The 25,910-nt window shown below is 47.2% G+C and carries 21 protein-coding genes; 6 read left to right on the forward strand and 15 right to left on the reverse strand.

What is annotated here, in order from left to right; all coding sequences use genetic code 11:
* Positions 1 to 56: 56 nt before the first annotated feature.
* Entirely contained in the window at positions 57 to 1,412 is a 1,356-nt protein-coding gene (gene gcvPA, locus MLD56_RS18945; protein WP_029515700.1) for an aminomethyl-transferring glycine dehydrogenase subunit GcvPA, read from the forward strand.
* Complete coding sequence (gene gcvPB / locus MLD56_RS18950; RefSeq protein ID WP_029515701.1) at positions 1,409 to 2,905, forward strand: aminomethyl-transferring glycine dehydrogenase subunit GcvPB; 1,497 nt, start codon at positions 1,409 to 1,411, stop codon at positions 2,903 to 2,905. The genes gcvPA and gcvPB overlap by 4 nt, the downstream gene beginning before the upstream one ends.
* A 119-nt stretch (positions 2,906 to 3,024) precedes the next feature.
* On the opposite strand, the gene ptsP is transcribed toward gcvPB, so the two are convergent.
* The 10 genes from ptsP to MLD56_RS19000 all read right to left on the reverse strand — a co-directional run bounded on the left by ptsP (position 3,025) and on the right by MLD56_RS19000 (position 15,920).
* Positions 3,025 to 4,737 carry a phosphoenolpyruvate--protein phosphotransferase gene (ptsP, locus tag MLD56_RS18955; protein ID WP_029515702.1) on the reverse strand — a complete coding sequence of 571 codons (1,713 nt, stop codon included), beginning with the start codon at positions 4,735 to 4,737 and terminating at the stop codon, positions 3,025 to 3,027.
* Positions 4,730 to 5,005, reverse strand: a complete 276-nt coding sequence (locus MLD56_RS18960) for an HPr family phosphocarrier protein (protein ID WP_013372579.1) — start codon at positions 5,003 to 5,005, stop codon at positions 4,730 to 4,732. The genes ptsP and MLD56_RS18960 overlap by 8 nt, the downstream gene beginning before the upstream one ends.
* A 110-nt stretch (positions 5,006 to 5,115) precedes the next feature.
* The gene (ptsG, locus tag MLD56_RS18965) at positions 5,116 to 7,161 is read right to left on the reverse strand and encodes a glucose-specific PTS transporter subunit IIBC (RefSeq protein WP_029515703.1); all 2,046 of its coding nucleotides are present in this window, start codon (positions 7,159 to 7,161) and stop codon (positions 5,116 to 5,118) included.
* Between the two features lie 238 nt (positions 7,162 to 7,399).
* Entirely contained in the window at positions 7,400 to 8,275 is an 876-nt protein-coding gene (glcT, locus tag MLD56_RS18970; protein ID WP_029515704.1) for a glucose PTS transporter transcription antiterminator GlcT, read from the reverse strand.
* A 189-nt stretch (positions 8,276 to 8,464) separates the two neighbouring features.
* Complete coding sequence (locus tag MLD56_RS18975) at positions 8,465 to 10,000, reverse strand: flotillin lipid rafts scaffold protein FloT (RefSeq protein WP_039272892.1); 1,536 nt, start codon at positions 9,998 to 10,000, stop codon at positions 8,465 to 8,467.
* Positions 10,001 to 10,048: 48 nt separating this feature from the next.
* Entirely contained in the window at positions 10,049 to 10,567 is a 519-nt protein-coding gene (locus tag MLD56_RS18980; protein WP_029515706.1) for an NfeD family membrane protein, read from the reverse strand.
* A gap of 174 nt (positions 10,568 to 10,741) precedes the next feature.
* Positions 10,742 to 11,905: an iron-containing alcohol dehydrogenase gene (locus tag MLD56_RS18985; protein ID WP_029515707.1), complete on the reverse strand. Its 1,164-nt coding sequence runs from the start codon at positions 11,903 to 11,905 to the stop codon at positions 10,742 to 10,744.
* Between the two features lie 184 nt (positions 11,906 to 12,089).
* Positions 12,090 to 13,733 carry a UDP-glucose--hexose-1-phosphate uridylyltransferase gene (locus MLD56_RS18990; protein ID WP_029515708.1) on the reverse strand — a complete coding sequence of 548 codons (1,644 nt, stop codon included), beginning with the start codon at positions 13,731 to 13,733 and terminating at the stop codon, positions 12,090 to 12,092.
* A 17-nt stretch (positions 13,734 to 13,750) separates the two neighbouring features.
* Positions 13,751 to 14,740, reverse strand: a complete 990-nt coding sequence (gene galE / locus MLD56_RS18995; protein ID WP_029515709.1) for a UDP-glucose 4-epimerase GalE — start codon at positions 14,738 to 14,740, stop codon at positions 13,751 to 13,753.
* Position 14,741: 1 nt separating this feature from the next.
* The gene (locus MLD56_RS19000) at positions 14,742 to 15,920 is read right to left on the reverse strand and encodes a galactokinase (protein WP_029515710.1); all 1,179 of its coding nucleotides are present in this window, start codon (positions 15,918 to 15,920) and stop codon (positions 14,742 to 14,744) included.
* A 219-nt stretch (positions 15,921 to 16,139) separates the two neighbouring features.
* On the opposite strand from MLD56_RS19000, the gene MLD56_RS19005 reads away from it, so the two are divergent.
* On the forward strand, positions 16,140 to 17,006 hold the full coding sequence (locus MLD56_RS19005; RefSeq protein ID WP_029515711.1) for an AraC family transcriptional regulator: 867 nt from the start codon (positions 16,140 to 16,142) through the stop codon (positions 17,004 to 17,006).
* Positions 17,007 to 17,132: 126 nt separating this feature from the next.
* Here the strand turns inward: MLD56_RS19005 and mgrA are convergent, their stop codons facing one another.
* From mgrA to MLD56_RS19025, 4 genes are all read right to left on the reverse strand, one after another.
* Positions 17,133 to 18,131 carry an L-glyceraldehyde 3-phosphate reductase gene (gene mgrA / locus MLD56_RS19010; protein WP_039272878.1) on the reverse strand — a complete coding sequence of 333 codons (999 nt, stop codon included), beginning with the start codon at positions 18,129 to 18,131 and terminating at the stop codon, positions 17,133 to 17,135.
* 84 nt (positions 18,132 to 18,215) lie between these two features.
* Positions 18,216 to 18,956 carry an NAD-dependent protein deacylase gene (locus MLD56_RS19015; protein WP_029515712.1) on the reverse strand — a complete coding sequence of 247 codons (741 nt, stop codon included), beginning with the start codon at positions 18,954 to 18,956 and terminating at the stop codon, positions 18,216 to 18,218.
* Positions 18,953 to 19,723 carry an HAD family hydrolase gene (locus tag MLD56_RS19020; RefSeq protein ID WP_029515713.1) on the reverse strand — a complete coding sequence of 257 codons (771 nt, stop codon included), beginning with the start codon at positions 19,721 to 19,723 and terminating at the stop codon, positions 18,953 to 18,955. Before MLD56_RS19020 ends, MLD56_RS19015 begins: the two co-directional genes overlap by 4 nt.
* Positions 19,724 to 19,737: 14 nt before the next feature.
* Complete coding sequence (locus MLD56_RS19025) at positions 19,738 to 20,544, reverse strand: alpha/beta fold hydrolase (RefSeq protein ID WP_029515714.1); 807 nt, start codon at positions 20,542 to 20,544, stop codon at positions 19,738 to 19,740.
* Between the two features lie 312 nt (positions 20,545 to 20,856).
* Here MLD56_RS19025 and MLD56_RS19030 point away from each other — a divergent pair, with 312 nt between their 5' ends.
* The 3 genes from MLD56_RS19030 (at position 20,857) to ilvD (ending at position 24,350) form a co-directional block, all read left to right on the forward strand.
* Positions 20,857 to 21,891 carry an acyltransferase family protein gene (locus MLD56_RS19030; RefSeq protein ID WP_029515715.1) on the forward strand — a complete coding sequence of 345 codons (1,035 nt, stop codon included), beginning with the start codon at positions 20,857 to 20,859 and terminating at the stop codon, positions 21,889 to 21,891.
* 176 nt (positions 21,892 to 22,067) lie between these two features.
* Complete coding sequence (locus MLD56_RS19035; RefSeq protein WP_029515716.1) at positions 22,068 to 22,316, forward strand: KGG domain-containing protein; 249 nt, start codon at positions 22,068 to 22,070, stop codon at positions 22,314 to 22,316.
* Between the two features lie 345 nt (positions 22,317 to 22,661).
* Positions 22,662 to 24,350: a dihydroxy-acid dehydratase gene (ilvD, locus tag MLD56_RS19040; protein WP_029515717.1), complete on the forward strand. Its 1,689-nt coding sequence runs from the start codon at positions 22,662 to 22,664 to the stop codon at positions 24,348 to 24,350.
* A 97-nt stretch (positions 24,351 to 24,447) separates the two neighbouring features.
* Here ilvD and MLD56_RS19045 read toward each other — a convergent pair whose 3' ends face one another.
* Positions 24,448 to 25,833: a YkoP family protein gene (locus MLD56_RS19045; RefSeq protein ID WP_029515718.1), complete on the reverse strand. Its 1,386-nt coding sequence runs from the start codon at positions 25,831 to 25,833 to the stop codon at positions 24,448 to 24,450.
* Positions 25,834 to 25,910: the final 77 nt, after the last annotated feature.

Below are 25,910 nucleotides of genomic sequence, written 5' to 3' on the forward strand. Positions count from 1 at the left end.
TTTTTTATTAGCTAATTACGATTTAAAATTTTGCTTTTCGAAAGGAGCCAGAACCTATGAAGCAGCATCGTTATCTCCCTATGACTGAACAAGATCAAACCGAAATGCTGCGTGTGGTGGGTGTATCATCCATTGATGATTTATTCAGTGACATTCCAGAGGCCATTCGATATCAAGGGGAACTCCCTCTTTCTTCTCGACTCGATGAGAAAGCCTTAACCCGCCACTTGGCCGAGCTGGCTGGACACAACGCCAATACAGACACACATGCCAGCTTTCTTGGCGCAGGAATTTATGATCATCATATTCCGTCGGTCATCCAGCACATCACTTCACGCTCGGAATTCTATACAGCCTACACCCCCTATCAGCCGGAAGTAAGCCAAGGCGAGCTACAAGCCATTTTCGAATTTCAGTCGTATATTTGCGAATTGACGGGCATGGCTGTAGCTAATGCCAGCATGTACGACGGAGCGACTGCACTGGCGGAAGCGGGCTCACTGTCCGCCGCAGCTACCCGCCGTAAACAGCTTATCGTATCGAGGTCCGTCCATCCAGAGGCACGTCAGGTATTGGCAACCTATGCACGCGGATTGAATTTGGACATCGTGGAGATCGGCTGTTCGGACGGTGTAACGGATGCTGATGCGTTAGCGGCGGCCGTATCGGAACAGACCGCGGCTGTTTTGGTCCAAAGCCCCAACTTTTTCGGAGCCGTGGAAAATCTACAGCCGATGGCTGACCTCATCCATGCACACAAAGGTCTTTTGGTCGTCAGTGCCAACCCACTGGCACTTGGCTTGCTGGAGACACCCGGCAAACAGGGCGCGGATATTGTGGTAGGAGACGCGCAGCCACTTGGCATCTCCTCTTCTCTCGGCGGTCCGACCTGTGGATACTTTGCCGTTTCTCAGGCACATATGCGCCGTATCCCCGGCCGTATTGTGGGTCAGACCACTGATCGCAATGGTAAACGCGGCTTCGTGCTGACCTTGCAAGCGCGCGAACAGCATATCCGCCGCGAAAAGGCCACCTCTAACATTTGTTCCAATCAAGCGTTGCTAGCTTTATCTGCATCTGTATACTTGTCTGTTATGGGTAGACAGGGGATCAAGGAAGTAGCCGAGCTAAATTTGCATAAAAGCCGGTATGCTTTAGAGCAATTGCTGAGCTTGAAGGGCGTAACTGCCTCGTTTAACGCACCGACCTTTAACGAGTTTGCCCTGAGACTGCCTGAGGGTACAGATATGAGCAGACTCCAGGCCGAGCTGCTAGCTGCTGGATTTATCGCTGGCTACGATTTGGGCCGGGACTATGAGGAACTTGCTGGTCACATGTTGATTGCCGTGACGGAGCAAAGAACCAAAGAAGAGATTGACCAATTTGTGCACACCTTGGGGGGATTGCTATGACACATACCGGACAGGATCAGAAACAAGAGCTGTTAAAGGAACACGATCAAGCGCTCATTTTTGAATTGAGCCGTCCGGGTCGCATCGCCTATTCCCTTCCCGAGTGCGACGTTCCCCGTCGCCCGGTGGCAGAGCTTTTGCCAGACTATGCGCTGCGCAGCGAACCTGCAGCATTACCCGAGGTATCCGAAGTAGACGTTATTCGGCATTATACCGCCTTGTCCCGGCGCAATTTTGGCGTGGACAATGGATTTTATCCGCTCGGCTCCTGTACGATGAAATACAATCCGAAGGTGAATGAGGATGTCGCCCGATATACAGGCTTCGCCAAAATCCATCCATATCAGCCCGAGGAGAGCATCCAGGGTGCCATGGAGTTGCTGCATACGCTCCAAAATGATTTGGCTGCGTTAACTGGCATGGATGCCGTCACGCTTCAGCCCGCCGCGGGCGCCCATGGCGAATGGACCGGGCTGATGATGATTCGCTCATACCACGAAGCACGTAGTGAGCGACGTACCAAGGTGCTCGTGCCGGATTCGTCGCACGGAACGAACCCCGCCAGTGCAACCGTCGCAGGCTTCGAAACAGTCACCCTTCCTTCCACCCCTGAGGGGCTAGTGGATCTGGATGCGCTGCGTCAAGCCGTAGGCAACGACACTGCTGCGCTCATGCTGACCAACCCGAACACGCTTGGGCTGTTCGAGAAGCAAATCACTGACATTGCTGCCATCGTGCATGACGCGGGGGGTCTGCTCTACTATGACGGGGCGAACTCCAACGCCATCATGGGGATTACCCGTCCCGGAGATATGGGCTTCGATGTAGTGCATCTCAATTTGCACAAAACGATGAGTACCCCGCATGGTGGCGGTGGCCCCGGCGCTGGGCCTGTCGGCGTAAAGCAACGGCTCATCCCTTATTTGCCCAAGCCGCTTGTCGCACGGGATCCACAGGGGGTGTACCACTGGGACCGGGAACAGGGAGATTCTATTGGACGGGTTAAAGCCTTTTACGGGAACTTCGGTATTCTCGTCCGTGCCTATGCCTATATCCGTAGCTACGGTCCTGATGGCTTAAAGCGTGTATCGGAATGTGCTGTACTCAATGCCAATTACATGATGCATCGGCTCGCTCCATATTTTGATCTGCCCTACCCTGGACATTGCAAACACGAATTCGTGATGTCAGGGCGAGGCTTGAAAAAATTTGGAGTGCGCACGCTTGATGTAGCCAAACGTCTGCTTGATTTCGGCTACCATCCACCTACAATTTACTTCCCGCTGAATGTAGAGGAGTGCATCATGATCGAGCCCACGGAAACAGAAAGTAAGGAAACACTTGATGCTTTTGTCGACACTATGATTCATATTGCGCGGGAAGCAGAAGAGAACCCTGAGCTGGTGCTCAATGCACCATATACTACTCCAGTCACACGATTGGACGAAACTACTGCAGCCCGCAAACCTGTACTGAATTGCTCATGCAGTTGAAAACAAATTCTACTTAAAGGATGCAAAAAAGCCGGTATCTAATTAGATACCGGCTGCTGTATGTACACAGCAATTTTTTGTTGGAAAAAGATATAACCTTTGAAATGTAATACCCTTCCTTAGCCTTCGATGCTTTGAACCAATTCAACAACCTGTTCTGCTGTTTGCATGTCCAGAGCTTTTGTAGCCAGTTTTTCCATGTCCGCACGGGACAACTTGGAAATTTGACTACGTGCTGGCAGAATGGAAGTGGCGCTCATACTGAACTCATCAAGTCCGAGACCCAGCAGCAACGGAATTGCTGTTGTATCTCCTGCCATTTCGCCACACATACCAACCCAACGTCCTTCACGGTGAGCGGCATCAATAACCATTTTCACCAGACGCAGAATGGATGGATTGTATGGTTGATACAGGTAAGAAACCCGCTCGTTCATGCGATCCGCTGCCATTGTGTATTGAATCAGATCGTTTGTACCGATACTGAAGAAATCTACTTCTTTTGCGAATTGGTCAGCCAATACCGCTGTAGAAGGAATTTCTACCATGATGCCCAGTTGAATTTCTTCGGATACGGATACACCCTCAGCTACCAATTTTTCCTTTTCTTCCAACAAAACAGCTTTAGCTTCACGGAATTCGTTCAGCGTAGCAATCATTGGGAACATGATGCGCAAGTTACCATGCACACTCGCACGCAACAAAGCACGCAATTGAGTGCGGAAAATATCCTGGCGATCCAGACACAGGCGAATAGCACGGAATCCGAGGAACGGATTCATTTCTTTCGGCAGGTCCAGATAAGGAAGTTCTTTGTCACCACCGATATCCAAAGTACGGACTACAACCGGTTTACCTTCCATTCTTTCCAGAACAGTTTTGTACGCTGTATACTGTACTTCTTCGGATGGAAGCTTATCGCGTCCCATGTACAAGAACTCCGTACGGTACAAGCCAACGCCTTCACCACCGTTGTCCAGGACACCAGCTACATCATTAGGCGTACCAATATTGGCTGCCAGTTCGACATGGACACCATCGACAGAAACCGTAGCTTCGCCGCGCAGCTTGCGCCACTCTTCGCGTTGCTTGTCGTATGCCACTTGTTTAGCACGGTATTCTGCAACAATCTCTTCGGTAGGGTTCACGAATACGTGACCATCCAAACCATCAACGATAATCAAATCGCCGCTTTTAGCTTGAGACAATATATTTTTCGTTCCCACAACTGCAGGAATTTCAAGTGAGCGAGCCATAATAGCCGAATGCGAAGTACGTCCGCCGATATTCGTTGCAAAACCTTTAACAAATTCACGGTTCAGCTGAGCTGTGTCGGAAGGTGTCAAATCTTCTGCAAGCACAATCGTTTCTTCGGCAATTTCTGCAGGACTAACAAAATGAACACCAAGCAGGTGATTCAGGATCCGCTTGGTTACATCACGCATGTCCGATGCGCGTTCTTGCAAATAGGCACTTTTCATGTTTTCAAACATGGAAATGAACTGTGTAGCTACTTCATTCAAAGCATAGTCAGCATTAAGCTGCTCGTCTCTGATTTTAGCTTTAACCGGATCGATCAATTCAGGGTCATTCAAAATGAGCAGGTGAGATGCAAAAATTTCTGCTTTTTTCTCTCCCAGTTCCTTAAGCGTTTTCTCCTTAATCGATTCCAATTCGGTTTGAGATTGTGCCAAAGCCGCATCCAATCTTGCGATTTCAGCTTCAACATCACCAACCGCGCGTCTCTCTACAGCGTAATTCGGATGCTCCAAGATAAACGCCCGGGCAATGGCTATGCCTGCCGAAGCGGCAATCCCAGAAATCTTAAGCATGAACTTCGCCCAGCCCTTCGTTGACGATTACATTTTCAAGAGCTTTCAGTGCTTCGGCAGCTTCAGCGCCTTCGCAGATAATGTTAATAGTATCGCCTTGTTCCAGACCCAGAGACAATACACCCAGAATGGATTTCAAAGTTACTTTTTTACCGTTAGCTTCGGCAAAAGATTCAGCACCGCTGAATTTGTTAGCTGTATTTACCAGCGCAGTTGCAGGACGTGCATGGATACCGTCTTCATCCGTAATTCTAAAAGTTGTTTGCATAATTTGTTCCTCCCACTTTCCTAAAGATAATATTTGTTTACACGCAGTATACCGAATAATTGATCAGACGGCCTAAGCCGCCTAATCAACTAATCCGAAACACATAGAGTTTATTTTATCGTAATTATACCATCTTCGCCAGCCTTCAATACTCCAGTTTTGTTTAAAGTTACCGAAGAACCTTCAGGAAGGTTAGTAAAAATGACAGGTGAGATGATGGATTTAGCGTTTGCCTTCACGTATTCCAGGTCTACTTTCATAATAGGCTGGCCAGCTGACACAAGATCGCCTTCGTTCACCAAAACGTCAAATCCTTGACCTTTAAGCTTCACTGTATTCACCCCGATATGAACAAGCACTTCTTTACCGCCATCGGATTGGATACCAACCGCATGCTTGCTCGGGAATACATTGAATACTTTGCCGTAAACAGGGGACACAATCGTTCCATCATTTGGCACGACCGCAAAGCCGTCACCTGTCATACGTTCTGCAAATACCGGATCGGGAACCGTCGAGATATCAACCAATTCGCCGTTAACAGGCATTACAATATCTTCTACAATAATGGTTTGTTGTTCTTCTCCAGCTTCCTTCTCCTCTTGTGGAGCAGGTTGCGCCGGAGCTGGTGCAGGTGTACGTCCAGCCATGATATCAGCCATTTGAGATTTAATGGTGTCGGAACGTGTACCGAAAATTGCCTGTACATTGTTACCGACTTCAAGGACACCCGATGCGCCAAGTTGTTTCAGACGAGCTTTGTCAACGTTTGATTTCTCATTAACCTCGATCCGAAGACGTGTGATACAAGCATCCAGATGCTTGATATTCGATGAACCGCCGAAAGCTGCCAAAATGTTGTGTGGGAGCTCATCACTACTACCAGTTGCTGCGCCATCCACATTTTCTGTGGCTTCTTCACGCCCTGGTGTTTTCAAGTTGAATTTCCGTATGATGAATCGGAATCCGAAGTAATAAATAACTGCCAAAATCAGACCGACGATGATTACATACCACCAAGGCGTACGGGTTGGAATAATCCCGAAAATCAGGAAGTCAATAAATCCGCCTGAGAAGGTCATACCGATTTTGACATGTAAAATTTGCATGGTCATAAATGACAGACCTGCGAATATACAGTGTACTGCAAACAGCAGTGGAGCTACGAACAGGAAGGAAAATTCCAGTGGCTCCGTAATACCTGTCAAGAACGAAGTCAATGCTGCTGAACCCATAATACCTGCTACATATTTTTTGTGTTCTGGTCTTGCTTCATGGTACATCGCAAGCGCTGCTGCTGGCAAACCGAACATCATGAATGGGAATTTACCCACTTGGAACGTACTTGCTGTCAAAGCCACTCCGTCGCGAAGCTGGCTGAAGAAGATCTGCTGGTCACCGTGAACAGTTTGACCTGCTTTGTTAACATATTCACCAAACTCAAACCAGAACGGTGAATACCAAATGTGATGCAAACCAAATGGAATCAGCGCGCGTTCGATAACCCCGAACAGGAACGCCGACAAAGTCGGGTTGGAATACACCATAAAGTGAGATACTGCGTTAAGTCCTTGTTGAACTGGAGGCCAGATCAGAACCAGTGCTAGTCCGACAATAAGTGAGGATACCGCCGTTGCAATTGGAACGAAACGCTTACCCGCGAAAAAGCCCAGATACGAAGGAAGCTCAATTTTGAAAAAGCGGTTGTACATGGCTGCGGCCAGTATACCGATGATTATCCCGCCGAACACCCCGGTTTGAAGCGTTGGAATTCCCAACACGTTCGCATAACCCGGTATTTTTTGAGCAATCAGACCAGGTGTGACACCCACGGCTGTACCCAGAGTAATGTTCATAACGAGGTAACCGATGATGGCAGCCAGACCTGCTACACCTTCACCGCCCGCCAGACCGACGGCTACGCCGACTGCGAACAACAGTGCCAGATTATCAAAAACGATTTGTCCGGCATTCATCATGATCGTCGCAACCGATTGAACCCAGCCCGCATTTAATGCCGGAATATACTGGAGAAAATCAGGATTGACCAGCATGTTACCGATACCCAATAAAAGCCCCGCAGCTGGCAAAATCGCTACAGGAAGCATTAATGCTTTACCGACACGCTGTAAAACGCCGAAAAGCTTTTTAAACATACCTTCCACATCCTTCTCTGAAATTTAGAACAGAGGCAAAACAACAAAAAAGGCATGAGCCGATTTAAGTATGTTTGAAAACAACCTTGGGATATAGCTTACCCCAGTAGGCTGTAAACAATCATAACTTAAAACAACTCATGCCTGATCGAATCAGTAACACGTTAAATGTTCAGTTGTTGTCTTCCTCATTGCAAAATTGATTATAGCACCCCACTAAATGCGAGGCAATACTTTTTTATTCCGGTTTTATCACTTTTTGTTGCTCCCCCTGCTCTTTGCGTTGGGACAACCGCTGCAGATGCATTGTCAAATAACTAACCTCAGCCGGATAAACAGGTTTACGTAGCCTTTTCTCCATAATCTTCGTCAGTTTCCAGGACAGCATATACATTTCTGGATATTCTTCATTCAAAAGCTTGTCCAATCGATAAATCTCCTGCACAATCTCTCCCCGGCGCACACGTTCAATCGCAAACCTCAGATGAGTCAGCAGTCGAGAATAATCAAGGGATTGGAGAGGAATTCGATAATCCAGTGTCGTCTCGACAACCTGAACCATATCAGCAATCAGACGAGAATCCTTCCTAACCTCGGAAATATGCTGGTTTGTCATGGCGCTATAAATATGCAGGGCCACGAATCCGATTTCATCTTCTCCCAGATCTACATTCATCTTATCCCTGATTAAAGCAACAGCCTGCTCAGCCATCTTGTATTCCTGAGGATATATTTCCCTAGTCTCATACAAAAACGGATTATGAATCGTAATTCCCTGTTTATGACGGTTGATGGAAAAAGCGATATGGTCAGTTAAAGCAATCAGAATGTGCTCATTTAGAGGCTTCTTTGCTTGAAGCTGAACAAGATGAAGCACCTCACCGATGACCTCGATGAGCTTTTCATCCAGCTCAGGAAGCAACCGTTTGTATTGCTCCTGTTCTTCATGGCTTTTTAATATAAATAATTTTTCAACTGAATCCAACGGCATAAGATCGCCGGGTCTGCGATTGAAACCGATTCCTTTTCCAATCACGACAACCTCATCATGCTCGGGGTGCATTCCTATAATCACATTGTTATTCAGCGCTTTGGCCACTTTTAGGCTGCTCACATCCGCACCTCTTTTATCAGAACCTTGATCCTAAGAATTATAGCATGAAGCTCAGAGGAATCCACGTTAAAGTACCAAATATTCGGCTAAAGGTCAATAAAAAGAAAACGCTTTTCATCACATTGCCGGAAAATGCTGTGATGAAAAGCGGTCTTTTGGTTAGGGATAGAAGCTCCCAAAGACTTATCGTTATTCTTTATCTGTTAGTGCTGCCTCCACCGAGGCTGGAAGAGGCTGCTTGTTCGCTTCACCGGAGGACGGCACGGAATGAAGGCCTTTTTTCCCAGTGGTAAGCCCCTTGATTAACTGTTCCACATCAATACCGGATACACTCTTCAGCATCTCGGGCGCCGTAGCCATCAGTTCGGTGACATAATTACTGACACGCGCTGCTCCTTCTCCTTTTCCTGTATCAACTACGGTGAGTTTATCAATGGACGCAATCGGTTCGGCAATACGTCCAGCCAGCTCAGGCAACATTTTTACGATAATATCAAGCACGGCAGCCTCTCCAAACTTCTGGAACGCCTCCGCCAGTTTTTCCTTGGCCTCCGCTTCTGCAAGTCCACGCAAACGGATGACATCTGCGTCTGCCGTACCTTTGGCGCGTTCGGCATCCGCTTCTGCTTGCCCGTTTAGACGTTTTTGTTCAGCTGACGCTTTAGCCTGTGTCTCAATCGAGTATTGCAGTGATTCAGCCTCACGCATTTTACGCGATTTATCTGCTTCCGCCGCTTGTTCGACCGCATACCGATCGGCTTCTGCCTTCTTTTTCACTTCCGCATCATATTGCTTTTCACGTACCTGTATTTCCTTGGATTGAAGGTCAATTTCCCGTTCTTTGCGCACCAGCTCGACCTTCATCTGCTCCTCGACGGCAGTCTGCTTGGCACGGGCCTCCTGGATGTGATAAGCCTGATCGGCTTCTGCCTTCGCTGTATCCTGTTCTTTTTTAAACGAAGCCACTTTCAGTTCTTTCTCTTTGGCTGCCTCGGCAATGTTGGTATCTCGCAGCAGTTCGGCCTTCTGGCCCTCCTGTTCTGCACGCGCCTTCTGAATCCGGGCATCCCGCACAGCTTCGGCTTCCGCAATCTCAGCATCCCGTTTCACAGCGGCAATTCTCGGCTTACCAAGCGCATCCAGATATCCGTGCTTATCACGCACATCTTTGATGGTGAAGGAAACGATTTGCAAGCCCATCTTTTTCAGATCACGAGCAGCCACGCCCTGTACTTCCTGCGCAAACCGATCCCGATTACGATATACTTCCTCCACTGTCATCGAGCCGAGGATTGCGCGTAAATGCCCTTCCAGCACTTCCTGAGCCTCTCCCCTAAGAGCCTCCAGTGGCTTCCCGATGAACTGCTCGGCTGCTGTAGCCACATCTTCAATAGAACTGCCGACCTTGATGATCGCCACACCATCCGCAATCACGGGAACTCCTTGCTCCGTATACACTTCCGGTGTGGTTACGTCCAGTTTATGGGACAACAGAGAGATGAATTCGGACTGCTGGAAAATAGGCCAAATGAAGGCCCCCCCGCCGCGTACAATTTTAATTTTACGTCCAGAGTCATCCTCGGAAATATTTTTATTTCCCAGAAAAGAACCCGTCACGATCATCCCTTCATCCGGCCCTACCGTTTTGTAGCGGGCCCAAAAAGCGATCCCTAATATGACGATAACGATAACAACAATCCCAGGGACCAGCACAATATCTTGCAAATTTGACACTCCCGATCACGCTCCCTTCAAGTTAAGCGATTGCGCCGTCTAGGTGTCCAGGTACGCTACGCGGACGACGCCCTCTGCGACCTCAACCACGACGATACGGGTTCCCGCAGCAAGCGGTTTGTGATCAAAGCTCGATGCTGTATGTATGGTGTTGCCTGCACCCAAGCGGATCATAACCTCCCCGTAACCAACCTCAGGAACAGGAATGGTGACCTCACCAATCCGGCCAGTCAGCTCACGCATGGAGAAGCCGCTGGATACCTCCGAATTCGCCATGGGTTTGATAAACGCAAAGAACACGAGTATTCCGATGACAAACGAAATCCCTAAAGCAAGCACGACGACCCATCCCGTGCTCAGCCCGGTATACTTTGTCAGCAGTACTCCAGCTCCGCCAAAAGCGGTCATGGCTCCAAGTAAAACGACAGGTCTGAACCAGTCAAGGCCCGGCAGCTCCAATGCACCATCCAGCCAACTACCGAGTACATCCCCGATCAGCACACTGACCACGGTAAAGATAGCGCCCCCTGCCAATAGCCACCAAAATATGGTTTCCATGCGACTCCTCCTTCCATGTACCTTTTCAGTCTGGTTTCCAGTCTATAACTATGTTTACGTATTCAACCTAAAAAAGTTTCAAAATTTTCCTCCAATATCCCAAATCAAACCCAAAAAAGCACGTTCGTACGTCTAATGACGCACAAACGTGCTTTAAATGATACAAATGTCGTTTTACAGGGATGCTTTGTAAATTTCGACTACATCTTCGCGATTGAGCTTGTTAAAGCCACCAAAAGATCCGAATTTCACAGCTTTATCAGCCATAACATCGATTTTGGACGCATCAATCTCGTAATCAGCCAGACGGTTTGGTGCACCAATCGAGTTCCAGAAATCACGCAACGCCTGAATACCTTCCAGCGCCACTTCCTCATCACTCTTGCCTTCTGGGTTTACATGGAACACATTGACAGCCAGTTGTTTGAAGCGTTCAGGCTTCACATGCAGATTGTGTTTCATCCAGTTCGGGAACAGAATAGCCAGTCCTCCACCATGTGGAATATCATAAACAGCAGACACCGCATGCTCGATATTGTGAGTAGCCCAGTCACCTGTCAGCCCCATGTTCAGGAAGCCGTTCAGCGCCATCGTACCACAATACATAATTGTTTCACGCAGCTCGTAGTTTTCCAGATCGTTGACCAGACCTGGAGCCGCGTCCATTACCGTACGCAAAATCGTTTCGCACCAGCCAAGTTGGACCGGAGTATTGGATTCCAGATGGAAATAATGCTCCAGCGTGTGTGACATCATATCTACGATTCCGTAAACCGTTTGATTTTGCGGCAGTGAGTATGTGTTCACTGGATCAAGAATAGAAAACGCAGGGAACGCAAATACGCTGCCCCAGCCCAATTTTTCCTGTGTTTTTTCATTTGTAATAACAGAACCCGCATTCATTTCAGAACCAGTGGCTGCCATAGTTAAAACCGTACCTAATGGCAATGCTGCCTGTGGTGCCGCTTTACGCTCTGCAAAATCCCACATGTCGCCATCATATTTTGCACCAACAGCAATGGCTTTGGAACAATCCAGCACACTACCGCCTCCTACAGCCAGAACGAGGTCGATTTGATGTGTTTTACACAATTCCACGCCTTTATGTACTGTAGATAAGCGAGGATTCGGTTCCACACCAGCCAGTTCCGTTACCTCTGCACCGATTTCACCAAGCAAACCTATTACATTATCATACAAGCCGCTGCGCTTAATGCTGCCGCCGCCATATACAAGCAATACACGTTTACCATATTTAGGAACTTCACGCTCGAGAGCCTCCAATTGTCCTTTACCGAAGATCAATTGTGTAGGATTATAAAATTCGAATGCTTTCATCGCAAACGCTCGCCTCCAATAGTTCTAAAGTTTAATATTAAGAAACTACTCTATTATAACCTTTTCGGTTACAGGAAACAAATCTGCTTTGTTTTCAGAAAAAAACCACACTCCTTGAGGAGCATGGTTCCATGTCATATCTTGGGAGGGTTCTCGTAGTATAGTATGTGCTTCGCAAGCAATTTTATTCTCCCAAAGTATATCCCAATTGTTTCATAAAACGACCAAAGGCCTGCTGTCCGGACGGATTCCGTTTATATACTCCTGCATGCTCTAAAATTTCACTGAATTTCAGTCCAACCTCATTTTGTATGGTACGAACAGCCGTCTCCTTGTCAGGCAAACGACCGAACCGAGTGTTTAACTGGTAAATCCAGTCTGCATGCTTAAACAGCGGATGTCCTTCTTGCTGTACAGCCACAGCCAGTTTGTCATCCCCACACAAAATATCTGCAATTCCATCCAGTTCATCCTTGAGCCGCCCCGGTAATATGGCAAGTCCCATAACTTCGATCAGACCGATATTTTCCTTCTTGATGTGATGCATCTCGCGGTGAGGATGAAAAATACCTTCCGGGTACTCTTCACTCGTTCGGTTGTTGCGCAGTACGAGATCCATCTGATACCTGCCTTCGGAATCACGGCGCACAATCGGCGTCACAGTATTATGCGGAATCGTTTCCCCCTCTTGCTCTGTATGAGAGAGGACATCAGCTACAGGATCACTATAAGCTTTCCAGGCTTCAAAAGCAGCATTTCCCGCTTCCAACAGCGCCTCGGCATCTGTTGACGTAAAACGGATGACCGACATCGGCCAATTTACAATCCCTGCTGTAACCTGCGGGAACGCTTCATTATGGTATACGCCGTCCACACCCGCTTTTTCAATTGGGAATGTATGACGACCACCCTGAAAATGATCATGGGTCAGAATCGATCCGCCGACAATCGGCAGATCCGCATTGGAGCCAATAAAATAATGCGGAAACGCTTTCGTAAAGGCCAGTAATCGGCGCAGTGTATCCTTCGTGAGCTTCATCGGTACATGATTATGATGGAACACGATGCAATGCTCGTTGTAATACACATAGGGTGAATATTGAAAAAACCACGGTTCCCCATTCAATTCCACCGGAATGATACGCAAATTTTGACGGGACGGATGATTTACTCTTCCTGCATATCCAACGTTTTCACGGCATAATTGACACTTGGGATAAACAGGCGGCGGCAAAAGCTTCGCCATCGCAATTTCCTTGGGACTTTTTTCTGGCTTGGACAAATTAATCGTAATTTCCATATCTCCGTAAGATGTCGACTGATTCCAGTACACATTGCTGGCAACCCGATCCATTCGGATGTAGTTCGAATCGATAGATAATTGATAAAAAGCATCAGTCGCCGCCTCTATGCCACGTTCAGCCTCCGTTTGATGAAAGTCACGGATGACTTCAGATGGTCTCGCCATCAGTAGTCCCATAATTTTGGAATCCAGCAAATCACGATACGTATCTGTGTTTTCGGGGATAAGGCCTATGGCAAAACCATAATCTATCAATACATTAAGCACAGGCTGGAGGGCTTCAGGGGCCATAATGCCCCCTACATCCCTACCTGAATAAGGCTCGGAAAAACCAAACTGATCCAATAACAAATTACGGCTGTAATCTGTGTCTTGCGGACCGACCAAGCCCTTATTTTGTGCGAATGCAACCAGTTGCTCCACCGCATATAGAGCCGACTGCTGTACAGTTTCGTCGATGTCATGGGCCAGATGCCGGGAATGTTCCCGGCCTTGGCCTTTATCTGCAGATTGGCGCTCGCTCATATGTCATCGTCTCCCGTCTATTCGTCGCCGTAGCCGTGAGGGTGCGACTGATGCCATCCCCATGCTCCGCTAATAATATCCTCCAGTTGGGTACGCGCTGGACTCCAGCCCAACACCGAACGAGCCTTGTCAGAAGATGCAACCAATATCGCTGGATCGCCTGCGCGGCGAGGTTCTGTCACAACTGGAATCTCGAGCCCGGTGACCTTGCGTGCTGTCTCAATTACTTCTTTCACAGAGAAGCCCTGTCCGTTGCCCAGATTGAACACGTTGCTGTCATTGCCTTCGCGCAAATAATTTACTGCACGCACATGAGCATCCGCCAGATCACTTACGTGAATGTAATCCCGAACACATGTGCCGTCAGGTGTCGCATAGTCCTCACCAAACACAGCGATGTGTGGACGCTGTTTCAAGGCTGTCTGGAGCACCAATGGGATCAGATGACTTTCTGGTCGGTGATCTTCGCCGATCTTGCCGCTCTCATGCGCACCAGCCGCATTAAAATACCGTAAAGACACATATTTGATGCCTAAAACTTTATCAAACCACGACATCATGCGCTCCATCATCAGCTTTGTTTCACCATACACGTTGGTTGGCTCTGTACGGTCACCCTCTTCAATCGGCACCTTTTCCGGTTCGCCGTAGGTAGCCGCAGTAGAGGAAAATACAATTCGGCGCACTCCGGCATCTTTCATCGCCTCCAACAAGCTCAGCGTGCCAAATACATTGTTGTCGTAATATTTACCAGGATTTTGCATACTTTCTCCAACCAGCGAGTTGGCTGCAAAATGGATAACTGCATCGATACTATTTTCAGAGAACAGTTTGGACAGTAATTCTTTATCCCTCAAATCCCCTTCATACAACTTGCCCCCAAGCAACGCTGCTTTGTGCCCTGTTTGCAAATTATCCAGCACCACAACTTCTTCTCCCAGATTCAACAATTCTGCTACGGTATGTGAACCGATATATCCAGCTCCACCTGTTACTAAAATGGCCATGTTATTCGTCCTCCTTCAGTTCTTTAACTCCGTCTCCTGCCTTGCATACATAAAAGCTGGCTTCCAGCCCTGTGCGGGTCTGATAAGCTTCGCCGACTTCCTTCACAAAACGTTCAACATCGTCCTCATGAACCAACGAAACCGTACACCCTCCAAATCCAGCTCCCGTCATACGAGCACCCAACGTGCCAGGAATGCGTCGGGCTTCTTCAACCATGACGTCCAGCTCCGTGCAGCTGACCTCATACAAATCGCGTAATGAATCATGAGAAGCATTCATTAACTGACCAAAAGCTGCAAGTTCATTCGCCGCGAGAGCATCGACAGAGGCCAATACACGAGCGTTTTCCTCCACCACATGCTGTGCCCGCCGACGCACTGTTTCGTCCGTGATGTGGTGCTGAAGCTCTCCGAAACGCGTCTCATCCAGCTGAGCGAGGTATTCCAGTGACGGCTCCTGCTGCTGCAAAATGGACAGTGCTTCGGCACATTGGCTACGACGCTCGTTATAGGCCGAGTCCACCAAACCGCGACGCTTATTTGTATTGCCGATCACCAACTTATAATCTCCCGTACGGAATGGAACTTTGCGGTAATCCAACGTATCGCACATCAGTAGAATGGCATGATCAGCTGCTCCGTTCGCTACAGCGAACTGGTCCATAATGCCGCAATTGACACCAACGTAATTGTTTTCTGCTCGCTGGGACAACAAAGCGATTTCGACCGTATCTGTTTTCTGTTTTTCAATAGTGAGGAACGCGTATCCTGTAACAACCTCAATGGAGGCTGAAGAGGATAATCCAGCACCGTTCGGTATTTCTCCGTGATAGAGCAGATCATATCCCTTAGACGGATAAACTCCCTTATCAGCTAGCTCTACCAACACGCCCACCGGATAGTCCACCCACTCATCCGTTTTGTTTTTACCTATTTCTCCGCGGGAGATAGATACTTCATACGACAGGTTTGTCGAAGCAAAATGAATCTCATCATCATTACGCGCACGAAGGATCAGCGTCGTTCCAAATTCCAGCGCAGCCGGGAGTACATAACCACCATTATAGTCGATATGCTCTCCAATCAGATTGACACGTCCAGGTGCATGAAATATCCGCAGTTCATTGCTGCTTTCACCATATTTTTTAATAAAATGTTTCTTTAATTCAGTAGAGTTCATATCCGCATCCACCTCGTATACCGTTAGTAAAGGCCACCTGATTTCCCTGTAACATCTTAATCAGGTTGACATCTCTTATGATTTCAGTATAAATGAAAGCGTCACACAATGTAATGCATCCATGTGTTTAAGCTATGGATAAATGTGACTTGGATATGTACAATGTAAGTATACCGCATACGCTAAACTATTCACAAATGCAGGAAGGATGACCCTATTTTGCAAGCGCATTCATATAGTTATGCTGTCGCCTCTAATCCAGTGTTTTATGAAAATAGCCCACTGCATGTGCTTTTTGCAGGAGAGAGCCAAACCAAATCCGGTCATGCCGTAGGGCCGAAAATCTATGATTACTATCTGCTTCACTTTGTAGAATCGGGCAAAGGCATCTTCCGAACGGAACAGCACACATATCAGCTTGAAGAAAACGATTTTTTCCTTATCCATCCTGGTCAGCTGGTGAGCTATACCTCTGATGAAGAGGAACCTTGGCGTTATCGTTGGTCTGCGTTTACCGGACACCATACTGAGCAGGTGGTGCATGGGGCAGGGTTGCGTGTTCACCAGCCTGTCTTCCATGCTTCCGGTCAAAGTCCCATCCCCGGTTATTTGAAACAAATGCAATTGGCCTTTTATAGCAGAAAATCTAGTTCTCATTTATCAGCCTTGGGCTATTTGTATCTGATTATGGGGGAAGCAGGCAATTACCTGAGCGACTGGACTGATCCGTCCGGGGCGGATTCGCAAATTCAACGTACAGTCAAGCAGATGGTGCAATATATGTCCACTCAGTACGCACATCCCGTTTCCATTGAGCAAATGTCTGAAGGACTTGGTTATAACCGTGCGTATTTGTCCCGGATATTCAAAAAGGAAACGGGCATCTCCCCCGTCACCTATCTGCTTAAGCTAAGAATTGACAAATCACGTCAACTGCTGCGTGAGCGTCCTGAACTATCGGTAGAGCAAGTGGCCGCTTCGGTCGGACTAACTGATGCCTTATATTTCTCACGTCAATTCAAGCGCTTCTGTGGTCAGTCTCCAACCGAGTACCGAAGCAAGGTTAAGCAGTATCCACAGTCGTAAAACAGACTTAAACAGCCCGCATCCTTCAAACGGATACGGGCTGTTAATTTATATTGTATGAGAGAGCACGAAATTAGGCCGATGACTACAAATTAACTTTCGCCATTAGGCTGTGCCGCCGTCCTGTCAGTTCCCGGCATTCAGAATCGAATCAATCCGATCCAGTTCCTCCTGAGAAAAGTCCAGATTGGATAAGGTAGCAACATTTTCTTCAATTTGGCTTACACGGCTTGCCCCAATCAAGACAGAGGTCAGACGTTCGCCGCGCAGAGCCCAGGCCAGCGAGAATTGAGCCAAACTTTGTCCGCGTGCAGCAGCCATCTGATTCAGGGCGCGTACCTTGCGAAGTGTCTCTGGCGTCACATGGTTCTCATTCAGGAAAACCGATGTACTCGCTGCACGTGAATCCTCAGGAATTCCGTTCAAATATTTATTGGTCAGCAATCCCTGCGCCAGCGGGCAAAAGGCAATGCTGCCTACCCCGTTTTCGTCCAGTACATCTTGTAATCCATTTTCAATCCAGCGGTCAAGCAAGGAGTATTTCGGCTGATGAATCAGAAGCGGTGTTCCCAGTTCCTTCAGAATGCGAGCTGCTTCCGCTGTTTGCTCCGCACTATAATTGGACACACCCACATACAGCGCTTTGCCAGAACGTACGATATGATCCAGTGCTCCCATCGTTTCTTCCAGCGGCGTATCAGGATCAAATCGGTGAGAGTAGAATATATCGACATAGTCCAGCCCCATCCGCTTCAGGCTCTGATCCAGACTAGATATCATATACTTGCGAGATCCCCAGTCTCCATAAGGCCCTGCCCACATATTGTAGCCCGCTTTGGTGGAGATGACCAACTCATCCCGGTACGGTTTCATATCACTGGCTAAAACTTGTCCAAAAAATTCCTCAGCTGATCCCGCAGGAGGGCCATAGTTATTAGCTAAATCAAAATGCGTAATTCCCAGATCAAAGGAGCGGGTAATCATGCTACGGCCATTCTCCGCGTTGTTAATCCCGCCAAAATTGTGCCACAAGCCCAGCGAAATAGCGGGCAGTTTTAGACCTGATCTCCCTGTACGGTTATATTTCATACTTTCATAACGATCTTCGCCAGCTAAATAAACCATGCTATCCCAGCCTCTCTCGAAACATTGTAATGTCCATCACAACATCATCATAGCGCTTTTATCCAGGCGTTGACAAGAAAACGATTACAAACCTAATTGATGAGCAAGTTTTTCCATAACTTTACCGATTGGATCAGTGATTAAAAGATCCGCCTTATGATCATACGAGGTCGGATCTGTATTCAACAGCACCGTATGTTTACCACGAAAATAAGTAATCAAGCCCGCAGCGGGATGTACTGTCAGCGACGTTCCTCCAATTAACAGCAGATCAGCCTGCGAAATAGCCTGAACGGATTGAATAAGGGTATCCTGATTCAGCTCCTCCTCATATAAAACGACATCCGGTTTGATAATTCCTCCATCTATCGGACATTTGGGTACAACCTCAGAGCTGTTCATCACTTCATCTAGACTGTAAAAGCGTCCACATTCCATACAGTGGTTGCGATGCACCGAGCCATGAAGTTCTAGTACATTCACACTACCTGCAGCCTGATGTAAACCGTCAATATTTTGGGTCACAACCGCTTTTAGACGGCCTTGTTTTTCCAATGACGCGAGGAAATGATGACAACCGTTCGGCTCCGCATCGGGATGCAGCATTTTGCTGCGATAGAAGTCGAAGAACACCTCAGGATGCTTCACAAAAAATGAACGGCTCAGCATAACCTCAGGGGAATAAGGCAATTTCTCCTCACTTTGATACAGGCCTGCTGCCGAACGAAAATCCGGAATACCGCTTTCCGTCGATGTGCCTGCTCCGCCGAAAAAAACAACATTCTGCGATTGCTGTATCCATTCCGCCAACGTATTAACTTTCATACCCTACGCACCTCCAGTTCTTCATATCCACGAACAACCTTATCCGCATCCAGTAAATGACCAGAACGTTCTGCTTCTGGCGCAAATCCAATAGCGAGCCGCACTCCGGCACGCTTGCCCATCTGCATGTCCCCATTACTGTCTCCGATGACTACCACGTCCGCCGGCGACAATCCTAGTAATGCGCAGGCTTTTTCAGCCATTTCCGGGTCAGGCTTACCGTATGTAACCCTATCATGTCCGATAATCTCGTCAAAATAAGATGTCAGCCCCATCCACTCCAAATGCTCCTGTGCAGCCTCGGTACTGTCAGAGGTCACAACTGCCAGCTTCAGCCCGGCATGGCGGCTTTGCTCCAGCAATGTCCGCAATCCTGGAAACACCTTCGCTGCCCGATGTCGCCGAATATCAGCCATCGCCGTTTTATTAAAGTCGTGGACAAGCCGCACAGCCTCATTCCACGGTACACCAGCAGTATAAAGCTGCCAAGCCAGTACCCCTGTACTTTCGTCCACCGTCCCCATGGCCAGCGGGCCAGAAGGATCGTAACCGATCACACGCCCCTCCTGATCGTGAACAGTACCTAGAACGGTACCTTTTTCCACCGTAAAACCAGCACCCGCCACGGCAAGATGCTGCTCCATCATATCCAGTATAGAACGAGCCCAGGGGCCCCACAACTGAATAAAATCCAGCAACGTTCCATCTTTATCCAATAAAATACCACGGCATGGGTACCGCTCCCCCTGCACGATCAGCTCAGACATGCAGCATACCTCCTTTACTGATTCTTAGGAGCCACATCCACACTTTCTTTCATCCAGTCCTGTAAAGCCGTTACCGTCTGATTCCATTGCTCGACAGCACTAATTTTTGCAGGATTATCCCCTTTTTGGGCACCATAACTGCCGAATTGAGCATGATTACCCCCTTCGACTGTAAAATACAGCGTGTTGGATGGTAAATAAGTTCTACCACTTTGGACATTTTCCATCTGGACGACTCCATCATCACTTCCCAGTAGAGAAATAACAGGCAGATTTTTATCCTTTAAATTTCCTTTGTTATCCGGGTAGGAGGCAAGGAAAAATACACCTTTGACCTGATCAGGATGCGCAGCTGCATATCGGGCCGCCATCACTCCACCTAACGAATGACCTCCAATAACAAACGCTTCTTTCGGATATGCCTTTAGCACTTCATTCGCTAGATCCGGGGAGATCAATGCAAGGTTCAGTGGCATTTTTGCAATGATCACATGATGACCCTTTTCCGCCAGACGGCGCGCCAAGGGCGCATAACTTTCGGGCTTCACCAACGCCCCTGGATACAAAATGACTCCAGTTCCGCTTCTTTTTACAGGCTCAAAACCAACCCAATGTTCTTGTTCATTTACTTTTACAGCATCCGCTACTTCGGCTAATGCAGCAGCCGCAGTCTCGTCAGGCTGATAAGGCGTAAATATCTTCCATGCTCCCCACCCTGCGATCAGTGCAATAACAATCAGGACGCCTAACAGAACTTTCCATATTTTCCGAGGACCACGTGTCCCATATGAGTTGTATGATCTTCTTGTTCTTCTTCTCATTTTAAAAGTTCCTTTCGCCTTTTGTAACTCGTAATTTGTAATTTGAATATAAAATATGCCGCTGTATTCATCAGCGTAACTAGCCTTGTTAGGGTAACATCGTTGTACATACAGGGTCAAATCAGCATACATTTCCAGGTATTAGCCCATCTTTGTCCGGTGTTCAAGCATTCGCCACACAATAAGGACATGGTAGCGCTTACTATTGTGAAAAAAATCACAATGATAAAGTCCAGAGTATCGTACCTTGTTCCTTGTAAAGAATTATTTTTTAAATAGTTTAGTCGGCAGAAGCCGCTCGGAGGGAAACACATGACGACAAGCCATGATGTACAAGGGGAAAGCTTCTTTCTCAATTTGCGATTTCTGTTGATCATATGCGTATTTGCAGGAAATGCTCTGGAGCCTCTAGTCGGTTCACTTCATATTGCCCAACAATGGTTCAGCTGGATATTCATGTTCCATATGCCGTTGTTTGTACTCGTTACAGGCTACTTTGCCAAATCATCTTTGACCGGACCCGCAGGCCAAAAAGTTCTGCTTCAGATCGGTATGCAATATCTTATTTTTCAATCGCTCTATTCGATCTTGGATGTTGCACTCTTCCACGTTCCCCATATCCATCATTCTTTTTTTGCTCCTTATCTGCTACTCTGGTTCCTCGCCAGTCATATCTGTTGGAGACTGCTGATGCTCGCTCTTCAGAAAGTACCGCCTGTCTTCCAATTAGGTATATCCGTGCTGCTGGGTATCCTCGTCGGGTATCTCCCTGTGGATGGTATATGGCTGAGCGTATGCAGAACCTTTGTTTATTTGCCTTACTTTGTAGCAGGTTATCATTTGAATTATGCGGACGTTCGACGGTTCTTCACAACACCAGTCCGCATAATCGCTGGCATTGTATCTCTTCTGCTTATGATGCTGGCGGGAACGTCGTATTTTGGCATCCCAACAGGCTGGCTGTATGGCAACATGACTTACGGTGAATTGGGCCATACCGAATGGTACGCAGGAATTTACCGCATCGGAATTTATGGAGTTCAATGGATAGCATCGATGGCGTTTCTAAGCTTTGTTCCGGCCGTCACAGGACGTATAACCGAGATGGGAAGACGGACACTATATGTCTTTTTACTCCATGGCTTGATCGTCCGTACCGTTGTTGCGAAGGGAGTCTACGAATATATAGATACTCCAGTGGAAGTCATGTTGATTGTAGTGTGTGCTGCAGGTCTGTGCTGTATGTTGACCATGCCTTGGGTTCGAACTGCAACACGACCTCTGATTGAGCCACAGGTAGAATGGATGCTAAAGCCAGCTCCTTATCCTTTTAGACGATCCGCGTAATCTTTTTATCCATTTTTTATTTAACATTGAATACGCGACAACCCAATTACAGACGAACATGTAAGCGAGTCTATCCCCTCTTTACTCCACTTGGAGCCTGTTTCATACAGGCGTGATGTGGTAAGTAAAGGATGCGCGCAACAAAAAACAACTTTTTTATTAAGGAGTGATTTGTAATGGCACGTAATCAAAATCAGGAGAAAATGAGTCGCGAAGAAGCAGGTCGTATGGGTGGAGAAGCTACTTCCAAGAAGCACAATAAGGAATTTTATCAGGAGATCGGTAAAAAAGGCGGGGAAGCAACCGCAAACTCTCATGATAAAGAATTTTATCAGGAAATCGGCAAAAAGGGCGGCGATGCTACAGCTGAGTCGCATGACAAAAATTTCTACAGAGACATCGGTCGTAAAGGCGGCAGAAATTAAGGTGTAGTGTCATATTCCGCCCTCCTTTAACATAAAAACAAGCATGAGCCCATCCGCTTTATTGCGGAATGGGCTCTTTCATATTTTACCTGATACGCAAACCTATCAGTATACTTATTTCTAAGAGAATCACATTCTAACCTCTTCTAAATGCAATATATAGACAAATAAAACTGCTCATATCTATATATTGTTGATCACAGAACACTTCTTGTACTTTTTCAAAATCTTCATATATGTAGAAAAAAGCTCACATCTATGATAGACTCTTTAGAAAACATCTGCGCTATTACGGCGTCCATTGAACGCCATACTATTTTTATACTTTGGGGGGAAACCAGCATCATGACAGCTAAGACGAAAATGCGTTCCGATATGATTAAAAAAGGCTTTGACCGCGCTCCTCACCGCAGCTTGCTGCGCGCAGCGGGTGTCAAGGAAGAAGATTTTGACAAACCGTTTATTGCGGTGTGCAATTCGTATATTGATATCGTACCGGGCCACGTCCATTTGCAGGAATTTGGCAAAATTGTCAAGCAAGCCATTCGTGAAGCAGGCGGTGTACCTTTCGAGTTTAACACCATCGGTGTAGATGACGGCATTGCCATGGGACACATCGGTATGCGTTATTCTCTGCCAAGCCGCGAAATTATAGCTGACTCTCTGGAAACTGTCGTTTCTGCTCACTGGTTTGACGGTATGGTTTGTATTCCTAACTGTGATAAAATTACCCCTGGCATGATGATGGGCGCATTGCGCGTTAACATTCCAACTATTTTCGTCAGCGGCGGCCCTATGAAAGCTGGTAAAGACAAGAACGGACGCTCTATTTCCCTGACCTCCGTCTTCGAAGGCGTAGGTGCATATCAGGCTGGTAAAATCGATGATCAAAGCTTGCTTGAATTAGAACAATATGGCTGTCCGACATGTGGCTCCTGTTCAGGGATGTTCACAGCGAATTCCATGAACTGTCTCGCAGAAGCGATGGGTCTGGCTATGCCGGGTAACGGCACCATTCTTGCAGTAGCAGAAGAACGTAAAGAATTCGTTAAACAATCTGCACGCCAATTGATGGAATTGATTAAGCTGGATCTTAAACCACGTGATATCGTGACTAAAGAAGCTATTGATAATGCATTTGCATTGGATATGGCAATGGGTGGTTCCACGAATACCGTATTGCATACATTGGCACTTGCCCATGAAGCAGAAGTTGACTACCCTATCGAACGTATTAATGAAGTGGCAAACCGCGTGCCTCATTTGTCCAAATTGGCACCTGCTTCCGACTATCATATTGAGGATGTTCATAATGCAGGCGGCGTAAGCGCAGTGTTGAATGAATTGTTGAAGAAACCGGGCGCACTGCATGGAGACTGTATTACTGTAACCGGAAAAACCATTCGTGAAAACGTAGAGGGTCAGGAAATTCTGGACACTAACGTCATCCACAAACTGGACAACCCTTATTCCGAACGCGGCGGTCTGGCTGTATTATTCGGTAATCTGGCACCGCAAGGCTCCATCATTAAAGTCGGTGCAGTTGATCCTTCGGTTGGTGGTTATCACAAAGGTCCTGCTATCTGCTTTGATTCACAGGAAGATGCACTGGCAGGTATCGCCAACGGTAAAATTAATGAAGGACACGTGGTTGTTATTCGTTATGAAGGTCCAAAGGGCGGACCCGGTATGCCTGAAATGCTCGCTCCAACTTCACAAATCGTGGGCATGGGGCTTGGTGCCAAGGTGGGTCTGATTACAGACGGACGCTTCTCAGGTGCTTCCCGTGGTATCTCCATCGGTCATATTTCTCCCGAAGCTGCAGAAGGCGGACCTATCGCTTTTGTTGAGGACGGCGATATCATCGAGCTGGACTTGAACAATCGTAAGATTGAGCTCCAGATTACGGACGAAGAATTCGAACGTCGTCGCGCCAACTGGAAAGGCTTTGAGCCGAAGGTGAAAACGGGTTACCTGGCGCGTTATTCCAAGCTGGTGACGAACGCAAGTAACGGCGGAATTATGAAAATCTAAATGCTTTGCCAAGATAGTACTTTATGAACGGTTAAAAAGGCCTCTCGATCCCTAACAAGGGATCGAGAGGCCTTTTTTATTAGGTCATTAGGTTAGCCTATTCAGTCATTTCGCTGTTGAGTATATGGACATCATCTCTCTGAGCTGTTTGCTCAAGAGCTTCGTCTGAGCAGTGTGAGTCTGCCTGATGATAACGGTCAAACAAGGTATCCATTGGCATCACAACCAGTTTCGGTACCATTACATCTTTTTTTTCACTCAATTGCTCTGAACCCGAAGGATGGATAATACGAAATAACAGCTTTAGATATACAGTGGATACATGCTTGAACAGTCCTTTGGGAAGCTCCCGAACTTGAAATCCCAACTTCTCTGGTCCCCGATGAATCATACTAACTGCATAGATCGCCTTTACACCCTTCATTTCAGAATCATGTACAATGCGTTGGGCCAGATCAGGAAGTTGTTTTTTTACAATCCGAATTAATTGAATAGCTAGATGTACCATCGACTTTGCCGTCGAACCCAATTGAAACAACTTTTTATTATCAAAATGAAGCTCGATTACCGGGTCCCCTTTTTCTAGCCACCTGCTGTTCTCCATATTTACATTTGGCCCATGATAGATACGGCGACGATAATAAAAGATCGTATCCTCCTTGCTTACGGGACGAAGACGAAACAAAACATGGAATAGCCGCTCATACTGGAGCCATCCACATACCAGCGTTCTTTTTGACCAGCTCGTACTGGACATCTCGGAGGCAGTAGGTTGATTGACAGACTGACGGCAAAACAATGTATCTACCCGTACGCTGCGTAATTGTCGTTCTTGGGCGACCCTCAGCAGCTTCTCCAGTGCGATTAGCATATTCTGGGGCGCTTCCACGTCTGCCCCCAATGTCGTACCACAGTCATGGAGCAGCATCACCTCGCCACCCCTCAGCTTTTTAAGCATTCTCTCCGCTAATTGTTTCGCTCCAATGCTTGCCTTCCAGTCCCCGAACATGGAGGACCATAATACGATTCGACGACCATGGGTGTTGGAAATATCAAAAAAGTTCACTATCCCCCAAGGTGGGCGATAAAAGGTCGTTCCCTCACCAGTTACTCGACGAATGACTGACTCTGTCTGGGCAATTTGTCTTCTGACCGTAACAGGCCGCATAAGCCAATTCGATTTGTGCACGTAATTATGAATACCGATTAGATGACCTTCATCGTGCATGCGTTTCAGAAGCTCAGGGTGTTTTTCTGCATTCATCCCAACAACAAAAAAAGTAGCTTTGGCATCAAAACGCTTCAGTAAATCAAGCAGCTGTGATGTATACACTGGATCAGGGCCATCATCAAAGGTGAGTGCATATTCTTGCTCACTTTTGCCGCGCCTGAACACCCGAAAACCAAATATACGACTAACCAGCGCCGGAATAAAAGCATAAAAAGTTGAAATGTAAAACATCCATAACAGCATAGTCTGCACGTTTTATCCCCACTTTTCTATTCTGAACTCCCCAAGCAGGCTTCCTGAGAAAAACTCACTTACTTATATGTTATCAC

It is taken from the genome of Paenibacillus peoriae (assembly GCF_022531965.1).
Taxonomy (GTDB): Bacteria; Bacillota; Bacilli; order Paenibacillales; family Paenibacillaceae; genus Paenibacillus; species Paenibacillus polymyxa_D.